This window comes from Methyloversatilis universalis FAM5 (assembly GCF_000214035.2).
GTDB lineage: Bacteria > Pseudomonadota > Gammaproteobacteria > Burkholderiales > Rhodocyclaceae > Methyloversatilis > Methyloversatilis universalis.
Genome location: NZ_AFHG01000057.1, coordinates 245,841 through 266,221, shown reverse-complemented (window position 1 = coordinate 266,221; position 20,381 = coordinate 245,841). Strand labels below are relative to the sequence as shown.

Below are 20,381 nucleotides of genomic sequence, written 5' to 3'. Positions count from 1 at the left end.
GCAGGCCGGCGCGGCATTGCAGCCGGATGGCACCTTGATGACGTGTCATCCGGCGGTAACGTGTTCGTAACGCAGCCCGGTTTTCATGACGTCATGCATCGCCCCGCAGCGGCGGGGACGGTGCGCGTCATTGAACCCACCGGACTGCACAACGATGAAAAAGAACCTGCTCGCGGCCGCCATGGCCGCCGCCCTGTCGGCCGCCGTGCCGGCCTCCGCCGCCAGCCTGATCGACGACGCCAGCAAGGCCTGGACCTTCCAGCACAGCGCCAGCAACGGCTTCCTGTCGGAAATCGTCAGCTTCGACAGCGCCACGAAAACCCTGTGGGTGGCCGGCGTCAGCGGTGTGGACGTGCTCGACGCGGCCACCGGCAGCTTCCTGCAGCGCATCGACGTGTCGCCCTGGGGCGCCATCAACAGCGTGTCGGTCCATAACGGCATCGCCGCCTTTGCCATCGAGAACACGGCTGACCGCACCCAGCCGGGCGTGGTCAAGCTGTTCGACACCCACACCCGCGCACTGGCCAGCGGCGTGAACAGCATCACCGTCGGCGCCCTGCCCGACATGCTCACCTTCACCAAGGACGGCAGCAAGCTGCTGGTCGCCAACGAAGCCACGCCGAACACCTACGGCAGCCGCATCGGCACCACCGTGCCGCGCGTCTATGGTGCCGCGCCGAACGACCCGGTCGGCAGCGTGAGCATCATCGACATGAACACCCGCAGCGTCAGCGCCACCGCCACGCTGGCCGGCGTGGCGCAGACCGGCAGCCACATCCGCAGCAATACCGGCATGGACTTCGAGCCGGAATACATCGCGGTGAATGCGGCCGGCACCCAGGCCTACGTGTCGCTGCAGGAAGCCAACGCGATGGGCGTGCTGAACCTGCAGACCGGCCGGTTCGAGAGCGTGATCGGCCTCGGCGCCAAGGATTTCAGCCTGCCGGGCAACCGCATCGACCCGCTGAACAACGGCAACAAGACCGGTACCAGCGGCTACGACCTGATTTCGCCGAACGTGAAGGGCCTGTACATGCCGGACGGCATGGCGGTGTATGAGCGCAACGGCCAGACCTATGTGCTGCTCGCCAACGAAGGCGACTTTCGCGAGGACGACGGTGACCGTTCGGCCGCCAGTTCGCTGGGCGCCACCGGTACGCTGACCAATCTGCGCGTGTCCAACACCGATTCGTCGACCGGCAATCTGTACGCCGCCGGCGGCCGTTCGTTCTCGATCCGCGCGACCGACGGCACGATCATTTACGACAGCGGCGAAATCCTCGACCGCGAAGCGATGACGCTGGGCATCTACAACGACGCTCGCAGCCGCGACAAGGGTGTGGAGCCGGAAAGCGTCGAAGTGATGACCATCGGCGACCGCAGCTTTGCCTTCGTCGGCCTTGAGCGCACCGCCTACAACAATGACGACGCCGCCGTCGGCAGCCGCGTCGCCGCGCTCGCGGTGTTCGACATCACCGACCCCGCACACACCACCTTCGTGCGCATGCTGAAGTCGGATGGCGACATGGCGCCGGAAGGCCTGGAAGGCTATGTGCTGGATGGCTACGCCTACATCGCCTTCTCGAACGAAGTGTCGAGCACCACGTCGGTGTTCCGCCTGGCGCCGGTGCCGGAGCCGGAAACATACGCCATGCTGCTGGCCGGTCTCGGTCTGATCGGTCTGGCCGCACGGCGTCGCCTCGGCTGATCGTCTGACACCCCGCTGACACAGGTGCCCACCCGGCTTCGTACGGGTGGGCACCTGTCGTTTACGGCGGTCCGCCGCGTTGTTCCGTCAGCTTGACCTCGCTCAAGCCGGGCGCCGGAACCGACGGCTATCGTGACGCCCTCCGCGCACCCGGTCCGCTCCGTCATGATGCATTCCCAGCCTGAATCCGGCGCCCTGTCGGCGGCCGCCCCGCTGCACCCCGATTCCGATCTGTTTGCCCGCAGCGGCCTGCAGCCGCTGCGGCTGGCCGGACGCACGCTGCTGCCCATCGTCCAGGGCGGCATGGGCGTCGGCGTGTCGGCTCACCGGCTGGCCGGCAACGTGGCGCTGCAGGGCGGCGTCGGCACGATTTCGTCGGTCGACCTGCGCCGGCATCACCCCGACCTGATGGAGCGCACCCGCGGTCTGCGCGGCGAAGAAGCCAAGCGCGAAATCGACGCTGCCAACGAAGAGGCGCTGCGTCGGGAAATCGCCGCCGCGAAAACCCTCGCCGGCGGCCGCGGCCTGCTGGCGGTGAACGTGATGCGTGCAGTCAGTGCCTACGCGGAACACGTGAAGACCGCGCTGCAGGCGGGCATCGATGCGGTGGTGGTCGGCGCCGGCCTGCCGCTGGACCTGCCTGACCTCGCGCGCGAACACCCGAAGGCGGCGCTCATCCCCATCCTGTCGGACGCGCGCGGCGTGCAGCTCATTTTGCGCAAGTGGGAGCGCAAGCAGCGCATGCCGGACGCGGTGGTGCTGGAACATCCGGGCTGGGCGGCTGGCCATCTGGGCGCGGCCAAGGTGGCCGACACCCAGGACCCGCGCTTCGATTTCGAGCGCGTGGTGCCGGAGACGCTGGAGGTGCTCCGGAAGGCCGGTCTCGAAGGCCAGGTACCGGTCATCGTCGCCGGCGGCCTGCGCAGCCACCAGGACATCCGCCGCATGCAGGCACTGGGCGCCGCGGCGGTGCAGTTCGGCACCGCTTTCGCGGTGACCGAGGAATGCGACGCCGACACCGCCTTCAAGCAGGTGCTGGCCACCGCACGCGACGAGGATCTGGTCGAGTTCACCAGCGTGGCCGGTCTGCCGGCACGCGCGGTGCGCACACCCTGGCTGCAGAAATACCTGTCGCTGATCGACCGCACGCAGGCGGTGGCCCATGTGAAGGCGCGCTGCGCCAAGAGCTTCGACTGCCTGGCCCAGTGCGGGCTGCGCGACGGCCTGATCGGCTGGGGCCAGTTCTGCATCGACCACCAGCTGGCCGCCGCGCTGAAGGGCGACCTGAAGACCGGCCTGTTCTTCCGCGGCCGCGGCGCCCTGCCTTTCGGCGACCAGATCCGCAGCGTGCGCGCGCTGTTCGACTACCTGCTCACGCCCGCGACCGCGTAAGCCACGCGTGCGCCCCCATGCCCGCGAGCATGGCAAGCACGAACACCCCGGCCGGCGCCGAACCCATGCCCAGCGACACCAGCGCCGGGCCCGGGCAGTAGCCGGCCAGTCCCCAGCCGGCGCCGAAGGCCAGACTGCCCAGCACCAGCGGCGCGTCGATCCGGTTCGCGGTCGGCAGCGTGAGCGCGCAGCCGGCCCAGGCGCGGCTGCGCTTCTTCGCCAGCGTGAAGGCCGGCAGCGCCACCGCGATCGCGCCGCCCATCACCAGCGCGAGCGACGGATCCCAGCTGCCTGCGAGATCAAGAAAACCGGCCACCTTGGCCGGATTGGCCATGCCCGACAGCAGCAGGCCGACGCCGAACACCAGCCCGGCCACGAGTGCGATCAATGCCTGCATGTTCAGCCTCCGATCAGGTGACGGACGACATAGACGGTGACGAAGCCGGCCGCCATGAAGGACAGCGTGGCCACCAGCGAGCGCGGCGACAGCCGCGACAGGCCGCACACGCCGTGACCGCTGGTGCAGCCGGCGCCATAGCGGGTGCCGACGCCGACCAGCAGGCCGGCCAGCACCAGGGTGCCGGTCCCGGCCACCGGCTGCGCCTCGGGTGGCGCCGCGAACAGACCCCACACCAGCGGTGCGCCGATCAGGCCCACCAGAAAAGCCAGCCGCCACGGCAGTTCCGGTCCGCCCGGTTTCAGCAGCCCGCCGACGATGCCGCTGATGCCCGCCACCCGCCCGCTGCCCAGGATCAGCAGCGCGGCCGACAGCCCGATCAGCGCGCCACCGGCCAGCGAGGCCCAGGGCGTGAAGGCGTCCCATGCGATATTCATCGTCTGTCTCCGTCAGAAGGGGGTTACGCGCAGAAGCGCGCGTGCAGGGTCTGCATCAGGGCCAGCGCGTCGTCACTGGCGATGCGGTAATGGATGTACTTGCCGTCGCGCCGGGTATCGACCAGACCTTCGCGGCGCAGCACGCCGAGCTGCTGCGACAGCGTGGGCTGCACGATGCCCAGCGCGGCTTCCAGTTCCCCCACCGTGTGTTCGCCCTGCGCCAGCCGGCACAGCAGCACCAGCCTGTCCTCGTGCGCCAGCACGCGTAGCAGCGCGCAGGCACGCGAGGCGGAAGTGCGCAGGTCGTCGAGGGTCGGGTCGTCCATGGCAACAATATATCTCTAGATATATTGTTTTTCAAGCAAGTATGGTCCGGCCTCCGGTGAACGACTTATTGCCGCCGCCGCAGGCCACACACAGCATGCGCGGACCCGACCTTCTCATCCGCACCGCCATGATCACGCTTCGTCAGCTCTATCGATATCCGCTCAAGGGCCTGTCCGCCGAGCCGCTGGACCGGGTCACCCTGCGCGCCGGCGAAGGCCTGCCGCTGGACCGCATGTACGCACTCACCAACGGCAGCTGGGACTTCGACGCCGGGCGCTACCAGCCGCGGCCGAAAACCGATTTCATCGCGCTGATGGACCACCCGGCGCTGGCCGCGCTCACCACGCACGTGGACGAGGACGGCCGGCGCCTGACCGTGCGCACGCCGGACGGCGGCGCGCTGGACATCGACCTCGACGATGCTGCCGCCTGCGACCGCTTCGCCGGTTTCGTCGCCCGCCACCTCGGCGCCCGCTTCGAGGCGCCACCGGCCTTCGTCGCCGGCGAGGGCTTCCGCTTCACCGACGTGAGCGTGCTGTCGCACAGCATGATGAATGCGGTATCGCTGATCAATCTGGCGACCGTGCGCCGCATGAGCGAGGAATGGGGGGTGGACATCGATCCGATGCGCTTCCGCGCCAACCTCTACATCGACGGTGCCGAACCGTGGAGCGAAGCCGGCTGGCTGGACCGCGAACTGAGCATCGGCGAGGTGAAGCTGCGCGCGGTCATGCGCACGCCGCGCTGCGCGGCCACCGGCGTCAATCCGCTCTCCGCGCAGCGCGACATGACCATTCCCGCCACGATGATGGAACGCTACGGCCACCGCGACCTCGGCATCTATCTGGAGGTGGTGGGCGACGGCGTGCTGCGGGTGGGCGATACGCTGGATCTGGCCGGCTGAGCCGCTGCGGTGCGCGTCAGCCGGCTTCGCGTCCGGCCACTTCGCGCACCACCGTGACCGTGCAGTCGGATTCCGCCACCACCCGCGCCGACACGCTGCCGAGGAAGCGGCGCACTGCCGAACTGCTGCGCGCCCCCATGACGATGTGGTCGATCGCGTTGCGGCGCGCGAACTCGACGATGGCCGACGCCGGGTCCGGCGCTTCCAGCACCTGGTAGGTGACGCCGGCACCGCGCGCCGGGTCGTCCAGACCGAGCGACTGCACCAGCGGTCGCGCCCAGTGCTTGAGCTGCACCAGCCGTTTCACGTGGATGCTTTCGCCGTCCTTGTCGGTCAGTTCGTCCATGCCCACCCGGCGGGTCCGCATGACGGTGACACAGGCAACGCGCACCGAACGCTCGGTGCGCAGCATGCGCTCGAGCGTGTCACGCATGGTCTGCATCAGGCCGGGCGAGGCGCCGGCGACATCGACCGCCACCATGATGATGCTGTGGCGGGTGACGTGGGTGCTGGCGGTGCCGCGCTCCTTCGGCTCGTTGCCGACCGCGGCGAACCAGCGCCTGAAGGTGTCGAAGCGGCCGCCGGTCGAGCTGCGCTCTGCGCGCGCGGTGAGCTTCACCTGATCCGGATGGCCGAGGTCGAAAGCGAGCTGGGCCGCGGTGTCGTGCCGGCTGGCCGGATCGACTTCCAGACAGCGCAGGATGATTTCCTGCAGCCACGGCGGGCAGTCCGGCCGCAGCGTGCGCGGCGGCACCGGTTCGCGGTACAGCCGCTCGCGCAGGCCGCGCACCGTGTTCGGCTTGCCGAAGGGGCGCTGCCCGGTCAGCAGGTGGTAGAGCATGACGCCCAGCGCGAACAGGTCGCTGCGCGGTTCGTCGCGCACGAACTGCACCTGTTCCGGCGACATGTAGGGCCCGGTGCCCATGGGCAGCGTGAATTCCTCGTCCAGCAGGTCGGGCAGGTGGTCGTGGCGAGACAGGCCGAAATCCACCATGACCGCGGCGCCATCCGGCCGGAACATGATGTTGCTCGGCTTCACGTCGAGATGGATCACGTGCTGCAGGTGCAGGTCGTGCAGCGCCGCTGCCACCCGCACGCCGACGCTGGCCACCTCCTCCACCGGCAGCGGCGCCTCGTCCAGGCGCGGCCGCAGCGACGGGCCGGGGATGTGCTCCATCACGATGTAGGGCTGCATCGTGAAATCGCCCTTGGCGATGAACTGCGGCACGTGCACGCCGCGCAGCATCGGCAGGATCATCTGCTCGACCTCGAAGCCGACGATGGTGGCCGGATCCTCACCGCCCTTGATGCGCGGAATCTTCATGATCATCGGGATCGCGTGATCCGGATGGCTGACCCGCCACAGATTGGCCATGCCGCCCTGGTGCAGGTGCTCTTCCAGGCGGAAACCGTCGATCACCTGACCGACCGCGAGCGGCACCCGCGGTGCCGGACCGTCGTGCTGCTGCGGCGTGTCGGCTGACTGCACTAGCTGCCCTCCTTCAGGCGTTCGCCCAGCCGGGCCGGCAGGCCGGCGGCGGAAATCTTGCGTGCCGCCTCGTCGTGATCGTAGGGCACGCGGTGAAAGGTGAGTTCGCTGCGCACCGTGTCGAACAGCGCCCAGCACGCGGCCGGATTGCCGTCGCGCGGCTGGCCGGCCGAGCCGGGCAGCACGAACCACTGGCGGTGCGGCGCCACCGGAATCGCCACGCCGGGCGTGGGCGTGAAGTCGGCGATCTTGCCCAGGCCGGACAGGTTGTACAGCTGCGGATCATGCACGTGACCGGCGAAGGTGTAGCGCACATGGGTGGCGTTCAGGCTGCGCACCGCCTCGGCGCGGCCGGTCACGTATTCCCACTGTTCCGGCGCGTAGGCATTGGCATGCACGAACAGGCAGCCGTGACGCTCGACCGTGTAGGGCAGTTTGGCCAGAAAGTCGATCTGGGCGGCGTCCAGCTGGCCGCGGGTCCATTCGATCGCGCGCTGCGCGTCGCTGTTCATGGTGTCACGCGGGCCGTCGACCACCGCCTTGTCATGATTGCCCTTCACCGCGATCGCGCCGGCAGCGACCAGCGCGCGCACACGGTCCACCACCCAGGCGGGGTCGGCGCCGTAGCCGACGAAATCGCCGAGCAGCGCATGGGCGTCGGCACCGTGGCGCTCCACTTCGTCGAGGACGGCCTCGAAGGCTTCGCGGTTGGCGTGAATGTCGGTAATCAGGGCCAGTTTCATCTGCAGGGTGCTCCGTCGTCGGTGCAGCCGGGCAAGGGGTCGCGGCCGCATGCGTGGGGAATGAAGGCAGCGACCGGCGTCACAGCATGGGCCGGCCGCTGCCGGCGCGTATTGCGCCGGGTCAAGAAGCGATGTGCGCGGCGGTGCGGATGCAGGGTCGCCGGCATGTCAGTAACGCAGTTTCGCGAGGTCTGTGGCACGGCTGGCAGCCAGCACCTGGTCCAGCGTGTGCAGGCCGCGCGCCTGCAGCAGCGGCAGCAGGCGCACGAACACTTCGGCGGTGAGCAGCGCGTCGCCGAGCGCGCTGTGACGGCCGGTGGTGTCGAGGCCGAAACGCGCGGCAATGTCCTCCAGCCGGTGCGAAGGCTGTTCCGGCTGGGCCAGCGCCGACAGCAGCAGGGTGTCGAGCACTGGCTGTCCGAAATGCAGACCGCAGCGCGCCTGCTTCAGTTCGATGAAGCGCAGGTCGAAGGCAGCGTTGTGGGCGACCAGCACGCTGTCCTGCGCATAGGCGTGAAAGGCGGGCAGCACCGCATCGAGGGCGGGCTGCCCGCGCAGGTCGTCGGCCCGCAGGCCGTGCACCGCGCTGCTGGCGGCCGGCACCGGGCGCCCGGGGTCGATGCGCTGCTCGAAGCTCTCGCCGCGCAGCAGCCGGCCCCGTACGATGCGGGTGGCGCCGATCTGCACGATCTCGTCGCCGCCCGACGGGTCCAGCCCGGTGGTTTCGGTGTCGAACACGGTGCAGGTGAGCGCGGTCAGCGCGGTGGCGCCGGCATCGACCCCGGCCACGTCGAGCAGCCCGAAGTCATAGCTGCCGGCGCTGTCCGGCGCGCGCTCCGCGGCCGGCGCCGGCGCGCACGGCAGCACCAGCCGGAACAGCGTGCGGTGGCTGGCGCGCTCGCGCTCGACCGCGAAGGCACCGCCATGGCGCTCGATCACGTCGCGCACCGAAAGCGGGGTGCGGCGCTCGCCGCTGTCCATCGCCTCCATCTGCCAGGCCATCACGGTGTCGGTGCTCATGCTGCGGCCCTGCCAGATCAGGTCGAGCCGGGCGTACGCGCCTTCGGGCGCGGCGGACAGCGCCAGCGTGGCGACCCGCACGTCGTATTCGTCGGCCAGACGGCGGGCCAGCCAGTCCAGCGCCTGCAGCAGCGCGAAACTGTCGACACGCAGCCACAGCCGGCCATCGACCTCGCCGGTCCGCAACTGCGGTGCGGCGATGCGCCGGACCGCAGCGTCGATCAGATCGGCGCCACGGATGTCTTCCAGCGGCCAGCGGGTGGCCGCGGCCCGCTGCGCACTTTCGGCCACGGCGCGCAGCCGCGCTGCCATGTCGGCGCCGGCTTCGCGCATCTGGCCGAGCGCGCGCGCCTGCGCGGCCGGATCGGCCTGGCGTGCCAGCGCGTCGGCCGCGGCCTGCATCTGCGCCAGCGTGGCACGGCAGTCGGCGTCGAGATCCAGCAGCAGCTGGTCGCGCGCGCAGTCGTCGGCGTACTCGCGGGTGATGTCGTCCAGCACCAGCACGAAACCGGCCAGCGCCTGCGCAGGCGCGCCACCGCCGGCCGGCAGCGGGGCCAGACGCACCCGCAGCAGCGGACCGCCGCGGACGGGCACGACGAACTGCGCCGACGCGGCATCGTCGCCGGCGGCGCGGCGGGCGCGTACCGAATCGAGCGCGTGCTCGACCGGCGCGCGGTCCAGCAGCGTGTGGATGGTGCGGCCGAGGCCCAGCAGTTCGGTGCCGCCGAAGGAGGCCGGCGCAGCGGACAGCGACCGGGCGAGCGCCCGCGCCCGCCGGTTGTACAGCACCACGCGGCCATCCAGCGCGCACACGACGACGCTCTGCGCCAGCTCCGACATCAGCGCCGCCAGCCGCGCGCGCTCGCGTTCGAGCTGGCGGCCGCCGGCCTGCACCTGCTGTTCCACGCTGTCACGCAGCCGGCTGCGCTGGGCCGACAGTTCGGTGATGACCGCCGCCAGCGCACGGGTTTCGGCGCTGCCGCGATCGACCGGCACCGCCACCTGCCCGCCTTCGGCCAGCGCACGGGCGGCGGAAGCCAGTTCGGCCGGCGCGGCAAACAGCCAGCGGTGCGCGGCGCGCAGCGGCGGCAGCGCGAGCGCCAGCACCGCCGCCCACACGATGAAGGCGAGCGGCAGCCGGTCGCCGACCAGTTCGGCCAGCGTGGCGCGCTCCGGCGGGTCCAGCGTGGCGAAGATCAGCGCCGCGGCGGCCGCCATCGCGGTCGCGGCCACCAGGCCGACGAAGGCGAGCGCCGCGGCGACGCGCCGGTCCTGCGGTCTGCGGATCATCGCGGGAAGGACGTGCCGGCCACGGGCGGCGCGGACAGTGCGTCCGCCGTCGCGCGCGCGGGCGCCGAGGACGGAACGGGATGGCACACGGAATGGCTCCTCCGGGGTATTGCCTGCAGGCGCGCCGCTTTCTGACGAGGGCTGCGCCACGAGGCCGAATAGTGCCGCACTGCGGCAGGGCTGGGCGAGGCCCGGAAAGAAAATTTTTACGGTCGCCGTACTCTTGCGCGCCGCACCATGCACGAACCGGGAAAGCGTGAAGCGGTGCGCAATCCCTTGCCGGAGGCAAAGCCCGTGCATATTGCATCGCAATATCAAGCCACAGCCCGCAAACCCTTGTGCGACGGACCGGTCAGGCTGACGGATCAAGTAAGCGAGAAGTAAGTTTTCCGCCTCATCCTCCGCCCCGCATAGTGTCTGCAGACGCTATACACATACCGATCATAAACAGAGGAGGTGGTGTCAAGTGACCACAGCAAACATTGCAGCGGGCTCGGCAAAAGCGCGCCCCATGACCGCGGAGGAGAAGAAGGTCATCTTCGCTTCTTCGCTCGGTACGGTCTTCGAGTGGTATGACTTTTACCTGTACGGTTCGCTGGCCGCGATCATCGCGAAGCAGTTCTTCTCCGGCCTCGATCCTTCGGCGGCGTTCATTTTCGCGCTGCTCGCGTTTGCCGCAGGCTTCATCGTCCGTCCGTTCGGTGCGCTGGTGTTCGGTCGCCTCGGCGACATGATCGGCCGCAAGTACACCTTCCTGGTCACCATCCTGATCATGGGCCTGTCGACCTTCATCGTCGGCGTGCTGCCCAATTACGCGTCGATCGGCGTGGCCGCTCCGGTCATCCTGATCGCGCTGCGCATGCTGCAGGGCCTGGCGCTCGGCGGCGAGTACGGCGGTGCCGCCACCTATGTGGCCGAGCACGCACCGCACGGCAAGCGCGGCGCCTACACCGCGTGGATCCAGACCACCGCGACGCTGGGCCTGTTCCTGTCGCTGATGGTCATCCTGGGCACCCGTACCGCCATCGGCGAAGAAGCGTTCGCCGACTGGGGCTGGCGCGTGCCGTTCATCGTGTCCATCCTGCTGCTGGCCATTTCGGTCTGGATCCGGATGACGATGAACGAATCGCCAGCCTTCAAGAAGATGAAGGAAGAGGGCAAGACCTCGAAGGCGCCGCTGACCGAATCCTTCGGCCAGTGGAAGAACCTGAAGATCGTCATCCTGGCGCTGGTCGGCCTGGTCGCCGGTCAGGCCGTGGTGTGGTACTCGGGTCAGTTCTACGCGCTGTTCTTCCTGAGCAACGTGCTCAAGGTCGACGGCCCGACCGCCAACATCCTGGTCGCGGTGTCGCTCATCATCGGCACGCCCTTCTTCGTCGTGTTCGGTTCGCTGTCGGACAAGATCGGCCGCAAGCCCATCATCCTGGCCGGCCTGCTGCTCGCCGTGATCACCTACTTCCCGCTGTTCGGCGCGCTGACCGAAGCGGCCAACCCGAAGCTGGCTGCCGCGCAGAAGTCCGCCAAGATCACGGTGACGGTCGATCCGAAGCAGTGCTCCTTCCAGGGCAGCCCGATCGCGCGCGACGTCGACTTCACCACCAGCTGCGACATCGCCAAGCGCGCACTGGCGCAGGCCTCCGCCTCCTACGAGACGGTGGAAGCCGCCGGCCAGAACGCCAAGGTGCAGATCGGTGAAACCGTGATCGACGTACCGACCGCCACGCTGACCGCTGGCGGCCACAAGTTCGACGACGCTTCGAAGAAGGCGATCGACGACTTCAAGAAGGGCGTGAGCGAGGCGATGAAGGCAGCCGGCTACCCGGCCAAGGCTGACCCGATCAAGCCGCTGTCGGCCAACTGGTGGAAGATCGTTGCCATCCTGTCGGTGCTGGTGATCTACGTGACCATGGTGTACGGCCCGATCGCCGCGACGCTGGTGGAAATGTTCCCGACCCGCATCCGCTACACTTCGATGAGCTTGCCGTATCACATCGGCAATGGCTGGTTTGGTGGCCTGATGCCCACGATCGCGTTCGCGATGGTGGCGCAGAACGGCAACATCTACTACGGCCTCTGGTACCCGATCACGATCGCGGCCATCACCTTCGTGATCGGTCTGCTGTTCGTGAAGGAAACCAAGGACGTGGATATTTTTGCTGAGGACTGAGAATCATGTGGAAGATAGTGGTTGGCTTCATCGCGTTTGCTGCACTGGCCCTGTTCATCCTGTCCCAGGGGGGCGACATCGACATGTCGGGTGAAAAGCACGGCGTCGAATCGCACTCCGAACAGGCTGCACCGGCCGCTCCGGCTGCACCGTCTGAACCGGCTGCCCCCGCGGCACCGGCCGACAAGCCGGCGGACGCCAAGCAGTAAGCCGATGGTGAGCCGGCCGCTGCTTCCGCAGCGATCACTCGCCACGCGATGAGTCCGGCCGGCCCACAAGGCCGCACCGGACAGGAAAAAGCCCCGCACCTGCGGGGCTTTTTCTTTGCATCGGCCGGCGACCTCCGCACCGTCCCGGATATCGATGAAACTTGATGCAGCTCATGTCCGGCGTGGTGTGCATTGCAGCAGCGGTTTGTTAATCTCGGCCGCTTAGAATCATTCTTTCCTTTCGACGACAACTGCCCGAACCCCGCTGCCATGTCAGATTCCACTCTCCCCCTTGCCGGCAAGAAAGGCCTCATCGTCGGCGTCGCCAATGACCGCAGCATCGCCTGGGGCTGCGCCCGCGCCGCCCGTGATCAGGGCGCCGATCTGGTGCTGTCCTGCCTCAACGAAAAAGCGGTGCGCTATGTCGCGCCGCTGGCCGAACAGGTCGATGCGCCGCTGCACACCTGCGATGTCGAGAAGGCCGGCGATCTTGAAGCCCTGGTCGCCCGCGCCGCCGAACACCTCGGCCGCATCGACTTCGTCGTCCATTCGATCGCCTGGGCACCGCTGGAAGACCTGCATGGCCAGGTGATCGACAGTTCCAGCACCGGCTTCGCCCGCGCGATGGAAGTGTCCTGCCACAGCTTCGCCACGCTGGCCAAGCTGTGCGCGCCGCACATGAGCGCAGGCGGCAGCATGGTGACCATGTCCTATCTGGGCGCGGACGAGGCGGTGCCGCATTACGGCCTGATGGGCCCGGTCAAGGCCGCGCTCGAATCGCTGGTGCGCTACATGGCGATGGAACTGGGCCCGCGCGGCATCCGGGTGCACGCGGTGTCGCCCGGCCCGATACTGACCCGCGCCGCCTCCGGCATCGCCGCCTTCGACGAACTGATGGAGAGCGCCATCCGCAAGGCGCCGCTGGGCCGTCTGGTGACGCTGGAAGAGATCGCGCAGCTGAGCACCTTCCTGTGCTCCGACGCCTCCTCCGGCATGACCGGCCAGACCATCTATGTCGATGGCGGCTGTCACGCCGTCGCCTGACCGAACTTCACGCCTGCCCAGGACCCGCATGGATACCGCACAGCACGACACCCCCACCACCGAGTGGATAGAGAACATCACCTTCGACGAGCTGCAGATCGGCCAGAGCGCCCGTCTGCTGCGCACGCTGACGCTGGCCGACATCCAGGCCTTCGCCGCCGTGTCCGGCGACACCAATCCGGCCCACCTGAATCCGGAGTACGCCGAGGACACGCTGTTCCACGGCGTGATCGCGCACGGCATGTGGGGCGGCGCGCTCATTTCCGCGCTGCTCGGCACCCAGTTCCCGGGGCCGGGCACCATCTATCTCGATCAGGCGCTGCATTTCACCAAGCCGGTGCGCATTGGCGACACGCTGGCGGTCACCGCCACCGTCCTCAGCAAGGATGAGGAAAAGAAGCGGGTCGAACTGGACTGCCAGGTGGTGAACCAGAAGGGTGACCGTGTGCTGCACGGCACCGCCCGCGTGCTGGCGCCGACCCAGAAGCTGCGGCTCGAACACATTCGCGCACCGGAAATCCGGCTGTTCGATCCGGAAGCGCGCTTCCGCGAACTGCTGGCGCTGGGCGAAGGCATTCCCCCGGTGCGCTGCGCGGTGGTGCACCCGTGCGACGTGGAGTCGCTCAGCGGCGCGATGGATTCGGCCCGCCACGGCCTCATCGTGCCGGTGCTGGTCGGCCCGGAGGTACGCATCCGCCATCTCGCCGAAGAAGCCGGCATCGACCTGAGCCACGCCGAGATCTTCGGCGTGCCGCACAGCCACGCCGCCGCCGAGAAGGCGGCCGACATGGCCGCGGCCGGCGAAGTGGACATGCTCATGAAGGGCAGCCTGCACACCGACGAAATGATCCACGCGGTGCTGGCCCGGCCGGCGCTGCGCACCGGCCGCCGCATGTCGCATGTGTTCCGTTTCGACGTACCGCTGTACAGCAAGCCGCTGCTCATCACCGACGCCGCACTGAACATCCGGCCGTCGCTGCAGGACAAGGTGGACATCGTGCAGAACGCGATCGACTTCGCGCGCGTGCTCGGCGTCAAGCAGCCCAAGGTGGCGGTGCTGTCGGCAGTGGAAACGGTGAATCCGAACATCCCGTCCACGCTGGACGCCGCCGCGCTGTGCAAGATGGCGGACCGCGGTCAGATCACCGGCGGCGTGCTGGATGGCCCGCTCGCCTTCGACAACGCGATCTCCGCGCGCGCCGCACAGGTGAAGCACATCAGTTCGCCGGTGGCCGGCGACGCCGACATCCTGGCGGTGCCGGATCTGGAAAGCGGCAACATGCTGGCCAAGCAGCTGGAATACCTTGGCGGCGCCACCGGCTCCGGCCTGGTGCTGGGCGCCCGCGTGCCGATCGCGCTGACCAGCCGCGCCGACGGCCCGATGACCCGCGTCGCGTCCGCACTGCTCGGCCTGCTGGCCGCGCACAACGCGCGCCGCGACCGGCCGCGCGAGCCGTGGGCGCAGCGCTGAAGCGGGGCCGATGACATGGCCATCCTTTCGGTCAACGCCGGTTCGTCCACGCTGAAGTTTTCCATCCATCCGCTGCAGGACGGTGCGGTGCAGCCGGCCGTGATGACCGGCAACATCCAGGGCCTGGAGCCGGGCGGTACGCCGGACATGCGCTGGACGCTGGACGGCCGCACGCAACAGCGCACGCTGAGCGCCGGCAGCGACGCCTTCGCCGCCGCGCTCGACGGGCTGCGCAGCCTGCTGGCGGCGGAAGCCGCGGTGCCGGACATCGAGGCGGTGGCGCACCGCGTGGTACATGGCGGCCGCAGTTTCCGCAGCAGCGTGCAGGTGGATGACGAAGTACTGGCGAAGCTGGAGCGGCTCAATTCGCTGGCGCCGCTGCACCAGCCGCACAACATCGACGGCATACGCGCCTTCCGCGCCGCCTTCCCCGGCCTGCCGCAGATCGCCTGCTTCGACACCGCCTTCCACGCCGACCTGCCGGAGGTCGCGAGCCGCTTCGCGCTGCCGCGCGCGCTGCACGACGAGGGCGTGCGCCGCTACGGTTTTCACGGCCTGTCCTACCAGTACATCATGGGCACGCTGCTCGATCGGTCGCCGCGCGCGCGAGGCCGCGTACTGATGGCCCACTTGGGCAACGGCGCCAGCCTGTGCGCAGCGCATGAGGGCCGGAGCCAGGCCACCACCATGGGCTTTTCCGCGCTCGACGGACTGATGATGGGTACCCGCAGCGGCACGCTGGACGCCGGCGTGCTGCTCTATCTGATGGAGCGCGGCTGGAACCACGACCGCCTGCAGACGCTGCTGTACAAGCAGAGCGGCCTGCTCGGCGTGTCCGGCCTGTCGGCCGACATGCGCCGCCTGCGCGCGGACGGCAGCGATGCGGCTCAGGAGGCGATCGCGCTGTTCACCTACCGCGTGGTGCGCGAAGCCGGCGCGATGGCGGCCTGCCTGGGCGGCGTCGACCTGATCGCCTTCAGCGGCGGCATCGGCGAGCACGACGCCGCGCTGCGCGCCGACGTGTGCGCGGCGCTCGGCTGGATGGGCGTGCAGCTGGACGAGGCGCGCAACGCGCAGGCGGTCGGCGACGACATCGTCCGCATCGACGCCGAAGGCAGCGCGGTCGAACTGTGGGTCATCCCGACCGACGAGGGCCGGGTGGCGGCCCAGGCCGCGGCCGCGCTGCTGGCCGCGCACTGAGCACGGCCGGCCGCGGCGTCAGGCGCGCTGGCGGAAGGTGAGGTAGTACACGCCGGCCACCAGGATGCTGCCGCCGACGATATTGCCCAGCGTGGCGGCCAGCAGATTGGCGAACAGCCCGCCCATGGTCAGCCCCGACAGATCCACGCCGGCCGGCGCCACGCCGCCGGCGTGCAGCAGCATGCCCATCGGAATGAAGTACATGTTCGCGATGCAGTGCTCGAAGCCGGCGGCGACGAAGGCGGACACCGGGAATACGATGGCCAGCACCTTGTCGGTCACGCTGCGCCCTGCGGTGGCCAGCCACACCGCGAGACAGACCAGCGCATTGCACAGGATGCCCTTCATGAACACGACCTCGAAGGAACTGGCGGTCTTGCCGGCCGCCACCTTCACGTAGGCCTGTGCGACCGCGCCGCCGTTCATGTCGGTGTGATGGGACAGGAACACCAGCAGCACCATGCCGAGGGCGCCGATGGCGTTGGTGACGTAGACGATGGCCCAGTTGCGCGCGAGCTTTCCGAATCCGATCCGGCCTTCGGCCCAGGCCATGACCAGGAAGTTGTTGCCGGTGAACAGTTCGGCGCCGGCCACCGCGACCAGTATCAGGCCGAGCGAGAAGGCCAGTCCGCCGAGCACCCGGGTGAGCGCGAAGCCGAGCGATGCGTCGCTCGCCACCAGCGTGAAATAGAGTGCGCCGAAGCTGATGAAGGCGCCGGCCAGTATGCCCAGCATGGCCATCGTGCGCAGCGGCAGGTTGGCTTTGACGATGCCGATGTTTTCGACCTTTTCCGCGATCTCTTTCGGCGAATACAGGTCGATCCCCAGATTGCTGGCCATGCTCGGGCTCCTCGTTTGCAGTGTTGTTCTGTGCGATGCACCCGTCTCGCGCGGGCAGCCGACAGTGTAGGATGTGAGCCGTGCTGCCGGTAGTGCCGGCAGCCGCGGACAGCCCGACTGTTCCGCGAGCGGATCACCCACCCCCCGAAGCCGCATTGACGCACAGGCAGGCGGACATCCCCCGCCCTCCTGCGCACCGCCGGACCACCCGTCACGGCCACGCGTCGCCGAGGAATCGCCTTACCGTGCGCGCACGCGCCGGGATTCCTCGTCAGCCCACGAACCCTGACGGAGACAACGCATGAAAACCCGCCTCACCCTCACGCTCGACGACGCGAAGCAGATCGCTGCTGCCGCGGAAGCCGAGGCCCTGAAACGCAACTGGCCGGTCACCATCGCCATCGTCGACGATGGCGGCAACCTGATCTGGCTGCAGCGCCTGGACGGCGCGCCGCCGATGAGCACGCAGATCGCGCCGGAAAAGGCCCGCACCTGCGCACTGGCGCGCAAGCCCAGCAAGGCGGTCGAGGACGTGGTGAACAGCGGGCGTCTGGCCGCGCTGCGCATGCCGGTGCTGCCGCTGGAAGGCGGCGAAATGATCATCGTGAATGGCGAGTGCGTGGGCGGCGTCGGCGTGTCCGGCGTGAAGTCCAGCGAAGACGCCATCGTGGCGCGCGCAGGCATCGCCGCCATCGGCGCCAGCTGGGACATGCCGCTATAAGCAGCGCCTCGCGGCAGCGGGCTGGCGGTAGGCCCGGGCACGCAGGCGCGTGTCCGTCTGCCGGACTCAGCGGCCCAGCAGCCCCTTCAGCTTGTCGCCGACCTGCTGCTGGACCTTGTCCTTCGCCCTGTCCTGCAGCTTCTGGGTCTGCGCCTCGATCTGGCCGCGCGCGGCGTCCTTCAGCAGGTCGCCGAACTCGATCCTGTAATCCAGGCTGGCGAACGGTCCGTACAGGCGCACCGGCACGGTCAGCCCCCTGAGATCGGCCGCCGCCTTGCCGTCCTGACCCTTGCTGGTGGCCGCCAGCGTCACCTTGGCCAGATAGTCCAGAGTGGACTGCGGAATATCCACGCTGCCCGCCCCGGCCAGCCGGAGGAAAGGCGAACTGGCCGCCAGGTCGTCGTTGCGGGCAATCCCCTTCTGGATGCGGAAGCTGGCGCTCATTTCGGAAAAGTCGGTCTTTTCGGTGGCGCTGGCTTTCTGCACCGCCGACTCACCGCCGCCGCCCAGCTTCGCCTTCGCCTCGCGCACGCTCTTCGCCAGGTTGATGCCGCGCAGCGCGCCGTCGCGCAGCTTCAGCGACGCACTGCCGTCGAGCGCCTTTTTCAGTGCGCCCACGGTGCCGCCGGCGGTGCTCACGTCGATCGCCACATTGCCGCGGCCTTCCAGCAGGTCCTTGCCGGCGGCGTCCCTGATCAGCGGATGGATGTCGATGTCGGACAGCGTCTGCTTCAGCGCGATGCGGTTGCCGTCGGCGTTGAGGTTCAGCGCGCCGCTGGCGCTGCCCTTGTACAGCGCGGCGGAGAACGGTGCGACCTCGACCTTGCCGCCCGCCGCCTTAACCTCCAGCTTCACATGGCTCATCCGGATGCCGGACAGCTGCAGCTCGCCCACCTTCACGCTGCCCCGCGCGTCCAGCCCCTTCAGTGCCGACAGGTCCACCGGCGCGTCATCCGGATTGCCGGCCGGCTTGCTGGCGTCGGCGGATTTCGGCAGGTAGCGGTCCGCGTTCAGGCGGTCGATATCGACATCGAATACCAGCGCCAGCGGATCGAAACGGGTGGCGCCGAGCTTGAGCCGTATCGTGCTGTCATCCAGCCGCGTATCGAGTTCGAAGGCGGCGCTCTGCTTGCCCAGATCGGCTTTCAGACTGCCTTTTACCGGCAGTTTCACCGTCTTCATCGGCAGCGACGGATGGCTGGCTTCAAGATTGCCCGCAAGCGCCGGCAGTTCGACCGACGGGCCGTCCATGCGCAGCGCGAGCGGCGTCTGCAGCGCGGCCTTGAGCGAAGCGTCGTCCATCCGGGCGTTGAGGTCCAGGCTGAGGCCGGCCGCTTTCACCGCGTCCGCGGACCCCTCCAGCCCGGACACGCGAAGCGTGACATCGGCGCTGCGTGCCCGGGCGTCCAGCTTGGCATTGACCGTGAGCTGTTCGCCACTCAGCGCGCCCTCCGCCAGCTGCAGCGCAGGCGCGTCCAGCTTCAGACCCAGCGCGTCGCCGGCCCGGCTGGCGCTGGCTTCGAGCACCGCCTTCTTCACCTCAAGCCGGCCGCCGTCGAGCACGCCGACATGCGCCGCACCGAGCGTCACTTTCAGCGATTTCAGGTCCAGCGCCTCGCCGTCGACCTTCAGGCTGAGATCATCCAGCGCATAGCGCTGCGCCGGCAGGTCGTAGTCGTAGGCGGCCGCGAGCGTGAAACGGCTGTCAATTGCGGGAGCGGAAGACTGCAGGCGTGCGGACAGCGCCATCTTGCCGCGTGCCGCGTTGGCCAGCTTGCCCAGCGTCAGCTCGATGTCATCCAGCGCATGCGATGCGCCGGTCGCTTCGTCGCGGAAGGCCAGCGACGAGGTGGCCAGCTTCAGTCCGGCCACATCGAACTTGACCGGCGAACTTTCATCGCTGTCATCCGACAGCAGATCGCTGAAGTTGAAGCGGCCATCCTTCAGGCGCACCACCGTCAGATGCGCGCCCTCGATGCGGATTTCGTCGACCACAAGCGCGCCGGACAGCAGCGGCATCACCGCCACTGACACCCGGGCCGACTCGACCTGGGCGAAACGGTCGGCTGACTTGTATTCGGACAGCGTGGTACGCCCCAGCTTCAGACCGAGATTGGGATAGAAGGACAGGTCGACATCGCCTTCGATGTCCAGCGTGCGCTGCTTCTGTTCCTGCACGACACGCTTGAGCTCGCCCTTCATCTTGGCCGCGTCGAAGGTGATCGCGACATAGAGCACCGCCGCCGCGAGCAGTGCCGCCAGACCGCCCAGCGCGAACGCGGCGAATTTCAGTACTTTCATGCCTTCTCCATGCGAATCGGACAGGCTGCCGGCATCGGTTCGTGACCGGGCTGCAGACTGCCCCGGTGGGGCACTCGGTGAGTACGGGTGGTCCGCGAGCGTATCAGAGAAGGCGTCTCACGACCCGGTCGCGGCGCACACATCCGGCTGTGCTATCTTCGCGCTCGCCGCGTCGCGCCTCGTCTCAGGCCGCAGCGCAGGAAACTCACAGCCAAAAGGAGAACCGCATGAGCTTCGTGTCCGAATTCAAAGCCTTCGCCATGAAGGGGAATGTGGTCGATCTGGCAGTCGGCGTCATCATCGGCGCCGCCTTCGGCAAGATCGTCGATTCGGTGGTGGCCGACCTCATCATGCCGGTGGTCGGCGCGCTGTTCGGCGGACTGGATTTCAGCCAGTTCTATTTCGTACTGAAGGACATTCCGCCCGGCGTACCCAACACGCTGGCCGACCTGAAAAAGGCGGGCGTTCCGGTGTTTGCCTGGGGCAGCTTCCTGACCGTCACGCTGAACTTCGTCATTCTCGCCTTCATCATTTTCATCATGGTGAAGCAGATCAACCGGCTGAAGCGCGAAGAACCGGCTGCCGAGCCGGCAGCGCCTGCCGAACCGGCGGAAGACATCTTGCTGCTGCGCCAGATCCGCGACGCGCTGAACAAGTAAGCCGAGGCAGCACACAACAAAAAAGGAGCCCGCGGGCTCCTTTTTTCTGGGGCGTATCCGGT

The 20,381-nt window shown here is 68.4% G+C and carries 18 protein-coding genes; 10 read left to right on the top strand and 8 right to left on the bottom strand.

Annotated features, from left to right (window positions below):
- Window positions 1–154: 154 nt before the first annotated feature.
- Window positions 155–1,708, top strand: coding sequence for a choice-of-anchor I family protein (locus METUNV1_RS16895; protein ID WP_008063892.1), 1,554 nt, complete (start codon window positions 155–157; stop codon window positions 1,706–1,708).
- A 168-nt stretch (window positions 1,709–1,876) separates the two neighbouring features.
- Entirely contained in the window at window positions 1,877–3,100 is a 1,224-nt protein-coding gene (locus tag METUNV1_RS16890; protein WP_408630413.1) for an NAD(P)H-dependent flavin oxidoreductase, read from the top strand.
- On the opposite strand, the gene METUNV1_RS16885 is transcribed toward METUNV1_RS16890, so the two are convergent.
- Genes METUNV1_RS16885 through METUNV1_RS16875 form a run of 3 tightly spaced genes read right to left on the bottom strand, consistent with a single transcriptional unit; the run spans window position 3,081 to window position 4,260 of the window.
- Window positions 3,081–3,497, bottom strand: coding sequence for a DUF6691 family protein (locus METUNV1_RS16885; RefSeq protein WP_008063890.1), 417 nt, complete (start codon window positions 3,495–3,497; stop codon window positions 3,081–3,083). The genes METUNV1_RS16890 and METUNV1_RS16885 overlap by 20 nt on opposite strands.
- Before the next feature lie 2 nt (window positions 3,498–3,499).
- Window positions 3,500–3,934 (bottom strand): YeeE/YedE family protein, encoded by a 435-nt coding sequence (locus tag METUNV1_RS16880; RefSeq protein WP_008063889.1) that lies wholly within the window; start codon window positions 3,932–3,934, stop codon window positions 3,500–3,502.
- Window positions 3,935–3,957: 23 nt separating this feature from the next.
- Window positions 3,958–4,260 (bottom strand): ArsR/SmtB family transcription factor, encoded by a 303-nt coding sequence (locus METUNV1_RS16875; protein ID WP_008063888.1) that lies wholly within the window; start codon window positions 4,258–4,260, stop codon window positions 3,958–3,960.
- A gap of 128 nt (window positions 4,261–4,388) precedes the next feature.
- Here METUNV1_RS16875 and METUNV1_RS16870 point away from each other — a divergent pair, with 128 nt between their 5' ends.
- Window positions 4,389–5,165 carry an MOSC domain-containing protein gene (locus METUNV1_RS16870; protein WP_043360212.1) on the top strand — a complete coding sequence of 259 codons (777 nt, stop codon included), beginning with the start codon at window positions 4,389–4,391 and terminating at the stop codon, window positions 5,163–5,165.
- Window positions 5,166–5,181: 16 nt separating this feature from the next.
- On the opposite strand, the gene METUNV1_RS16865 is transcribed toward METUNV1_RS16870, so the two are convergent.
- From METUNV1_RS16865 to METUNV1_RS16855, 3 genes are all read right to left on the bottom strand, one after another.
- Window positions 5,182–6,654: a serine/threonine protein kinase gene (locus METUNV1_RS16865; RefSeq protein ID WP_008063885.1), complete on the bottom strand. Its 1,473-nt coding sequence runs from the start codon at window positions 6,652–6,654 to the stop codon at window positions 5,182–5,184.
- Window positions 6,654–7,397, bottom strand: coding sequence for a metallophosphoesterase family protein (locus tag METUNV1_RS16860; RefSeq protein ID WP_008063884.1), 744 nt, complete (start codon window positions 7,395–7,397; stop codon window positions 6,654–6,656). The genes METUNV1_RS16865 and METUNV1_RS16860 overlap by 1 nt, the downstream gene beginning before the upstream one ends.
- 168 nt (window positions 7,398–7,565) lie before the next feature.
- Window positions 7,566–9,707 carry a 3'-5' exonuclease gene (locus METUNV1_RS16855; protein ID WP_008063882.1) on the bottom strand — a complete coding sequence of 714 codons (2,142 nt, stop codon included), beginning with the start codon at window positions 9,705–9,707 and terminating at the stop codon, window positions 7,566–7,568.
- Window positions 9,708–10,218: 511 nt separating this feature from the next.
- On the opposite strand from METUNV1_RS16855, the gene METUNV1_RS16850 reads away from it, so the two are divergent.
- The 5 genes from METUNV1_RS16850 (at window position 10,219) to METUNV1_RS16830 (ending at window position 15,798) form a co-directional block, all read left to right on the top strand.
- Window positions 10,219–11,874, top strand: a complete 1,656-nt coding sequence (locus METUNV1_RS16850; RefSeq protein ID WP_008063880.1) for an MFS transporter — start codon at window positions 10,219–10,221, stop codon at window positions 11,872–11,874.
- Between the two features lie 5 nt (window positions 11,875–11,879).
- Window positions 11,880–12,083, top strand: coding sequence for a hypothetical protein (locus METUNV1_RS16845; RefSeq protein ID WP_008063878.1), 204 nt, complete (start codon window positions 11,880–11,882; stop codon window positions 12,081–12,083).
- Window positions 12,084–12,353: 270 nt separating this feature from the next.
- Window positions 12,354–13,127, top strand: coding sequence for an enoyl-ACP reductase FabI (fabI, locus tag METUNV1_RS16840; RefSeq protein ID WP_008063876.1), 774 nt, complete (start codon window positions 12,354–12,356; stop codon window positions 13,125–13,127).
- A gap of 28 nt (window positions 13,128–13,155) precedes the next feature.
- Window positions 13,156–14,598 (top strand): bifunctional enoyl-CoA hydratase/phosphate acetyltransferase, encoded by a 1,443-nt coding sequence (locus METUNV1_RS16835; protein ID WP_008063874.1) that lies wholly within the window; start codon window positions 13,156–13,158, stop codon window positions 14,596–14,598.
- Between the two features lie 15 nt (window positions 14,599–14,613).
- Complete coding sequence (locus METUNV1_RS16830; RefSeq protein ID WP_008063873.1) at window positions 14,614–15,798, top strand: acetate/propionate family kinase; 1,185 nt, start codon at window positions 14,614–14,616, stop codon at window positions 15,796–15,798.
- Between the two features lie 18 nt (window positions 15,799–15,816).
- Here METUNV1_RS16830 and METUNV1_RS16825 read toward each other — a convergent pair whose 3' ends face one another.
- Window positions 15,817–16,638 carry a formate/nitrite transporter family protein gene (locus METUNV1_RS16825; protein ID WP_008063872.1) on the bottom strand — a complete coding sequence of 274 codons (822 nt, stop codon included), beginning with the start codon at window positions 16,636–16,638 and terminating at the stop codon, window positions 15,817–15,819.
- A gap of 301 nt (window positions 16,639–16,939) precedes the next feature.
- Here METUNV1_RS16825 and METUNV1_RS16820 point away from each other — a divergent pair, with 301 nt between their 5' ends.
- Entirely contained in the window at window positions 16,940–17,359 is a 420-nt protein-coding gene (locus METUNV1_RS16820) for a GlcG/HbpS family heme-binding protein (protein ID WP_008063871.1), read from the top strand.
- Between the two features lie 66 nt (window positions 17,360–17,425).
- Here METUNV1_RS16820 and METUNV1_RS16815 read toward each other — a convergent pair whose 3' ends face one another.
- On the bottom strand, window positions 17,426–19,660 hold the full coding sequence (locus METUNV1_RS16815) for an AsmA family protein (RefSeq protein ID WP_008063870.1): 2,235 nt from the start codon (window positions 19,658–19,660) through the stop codon (window positions 17,426–17,428).
- A 227-nt stretch (window positions 19,661–19,887) separates the two neighbouring features.
- On the opposite strand from METUNV1_RS16815, the gene mscL reads away from it, so the two are divergent.
- Window positions 19,888–20,319, top strand: coding sequence for a large conductance mechanosensitive channel protein MscL (gene mscL, locus METUNV1_RS16810; RefSeq protein WP_008063869.1), 432 nt, complete (start codon window positions 19,888–19,890; stop codon window positions 20,317–20,319).
- The last annotated feature ends 62 nt before the right edge of the window (window positions 20,320–20,381 follow it).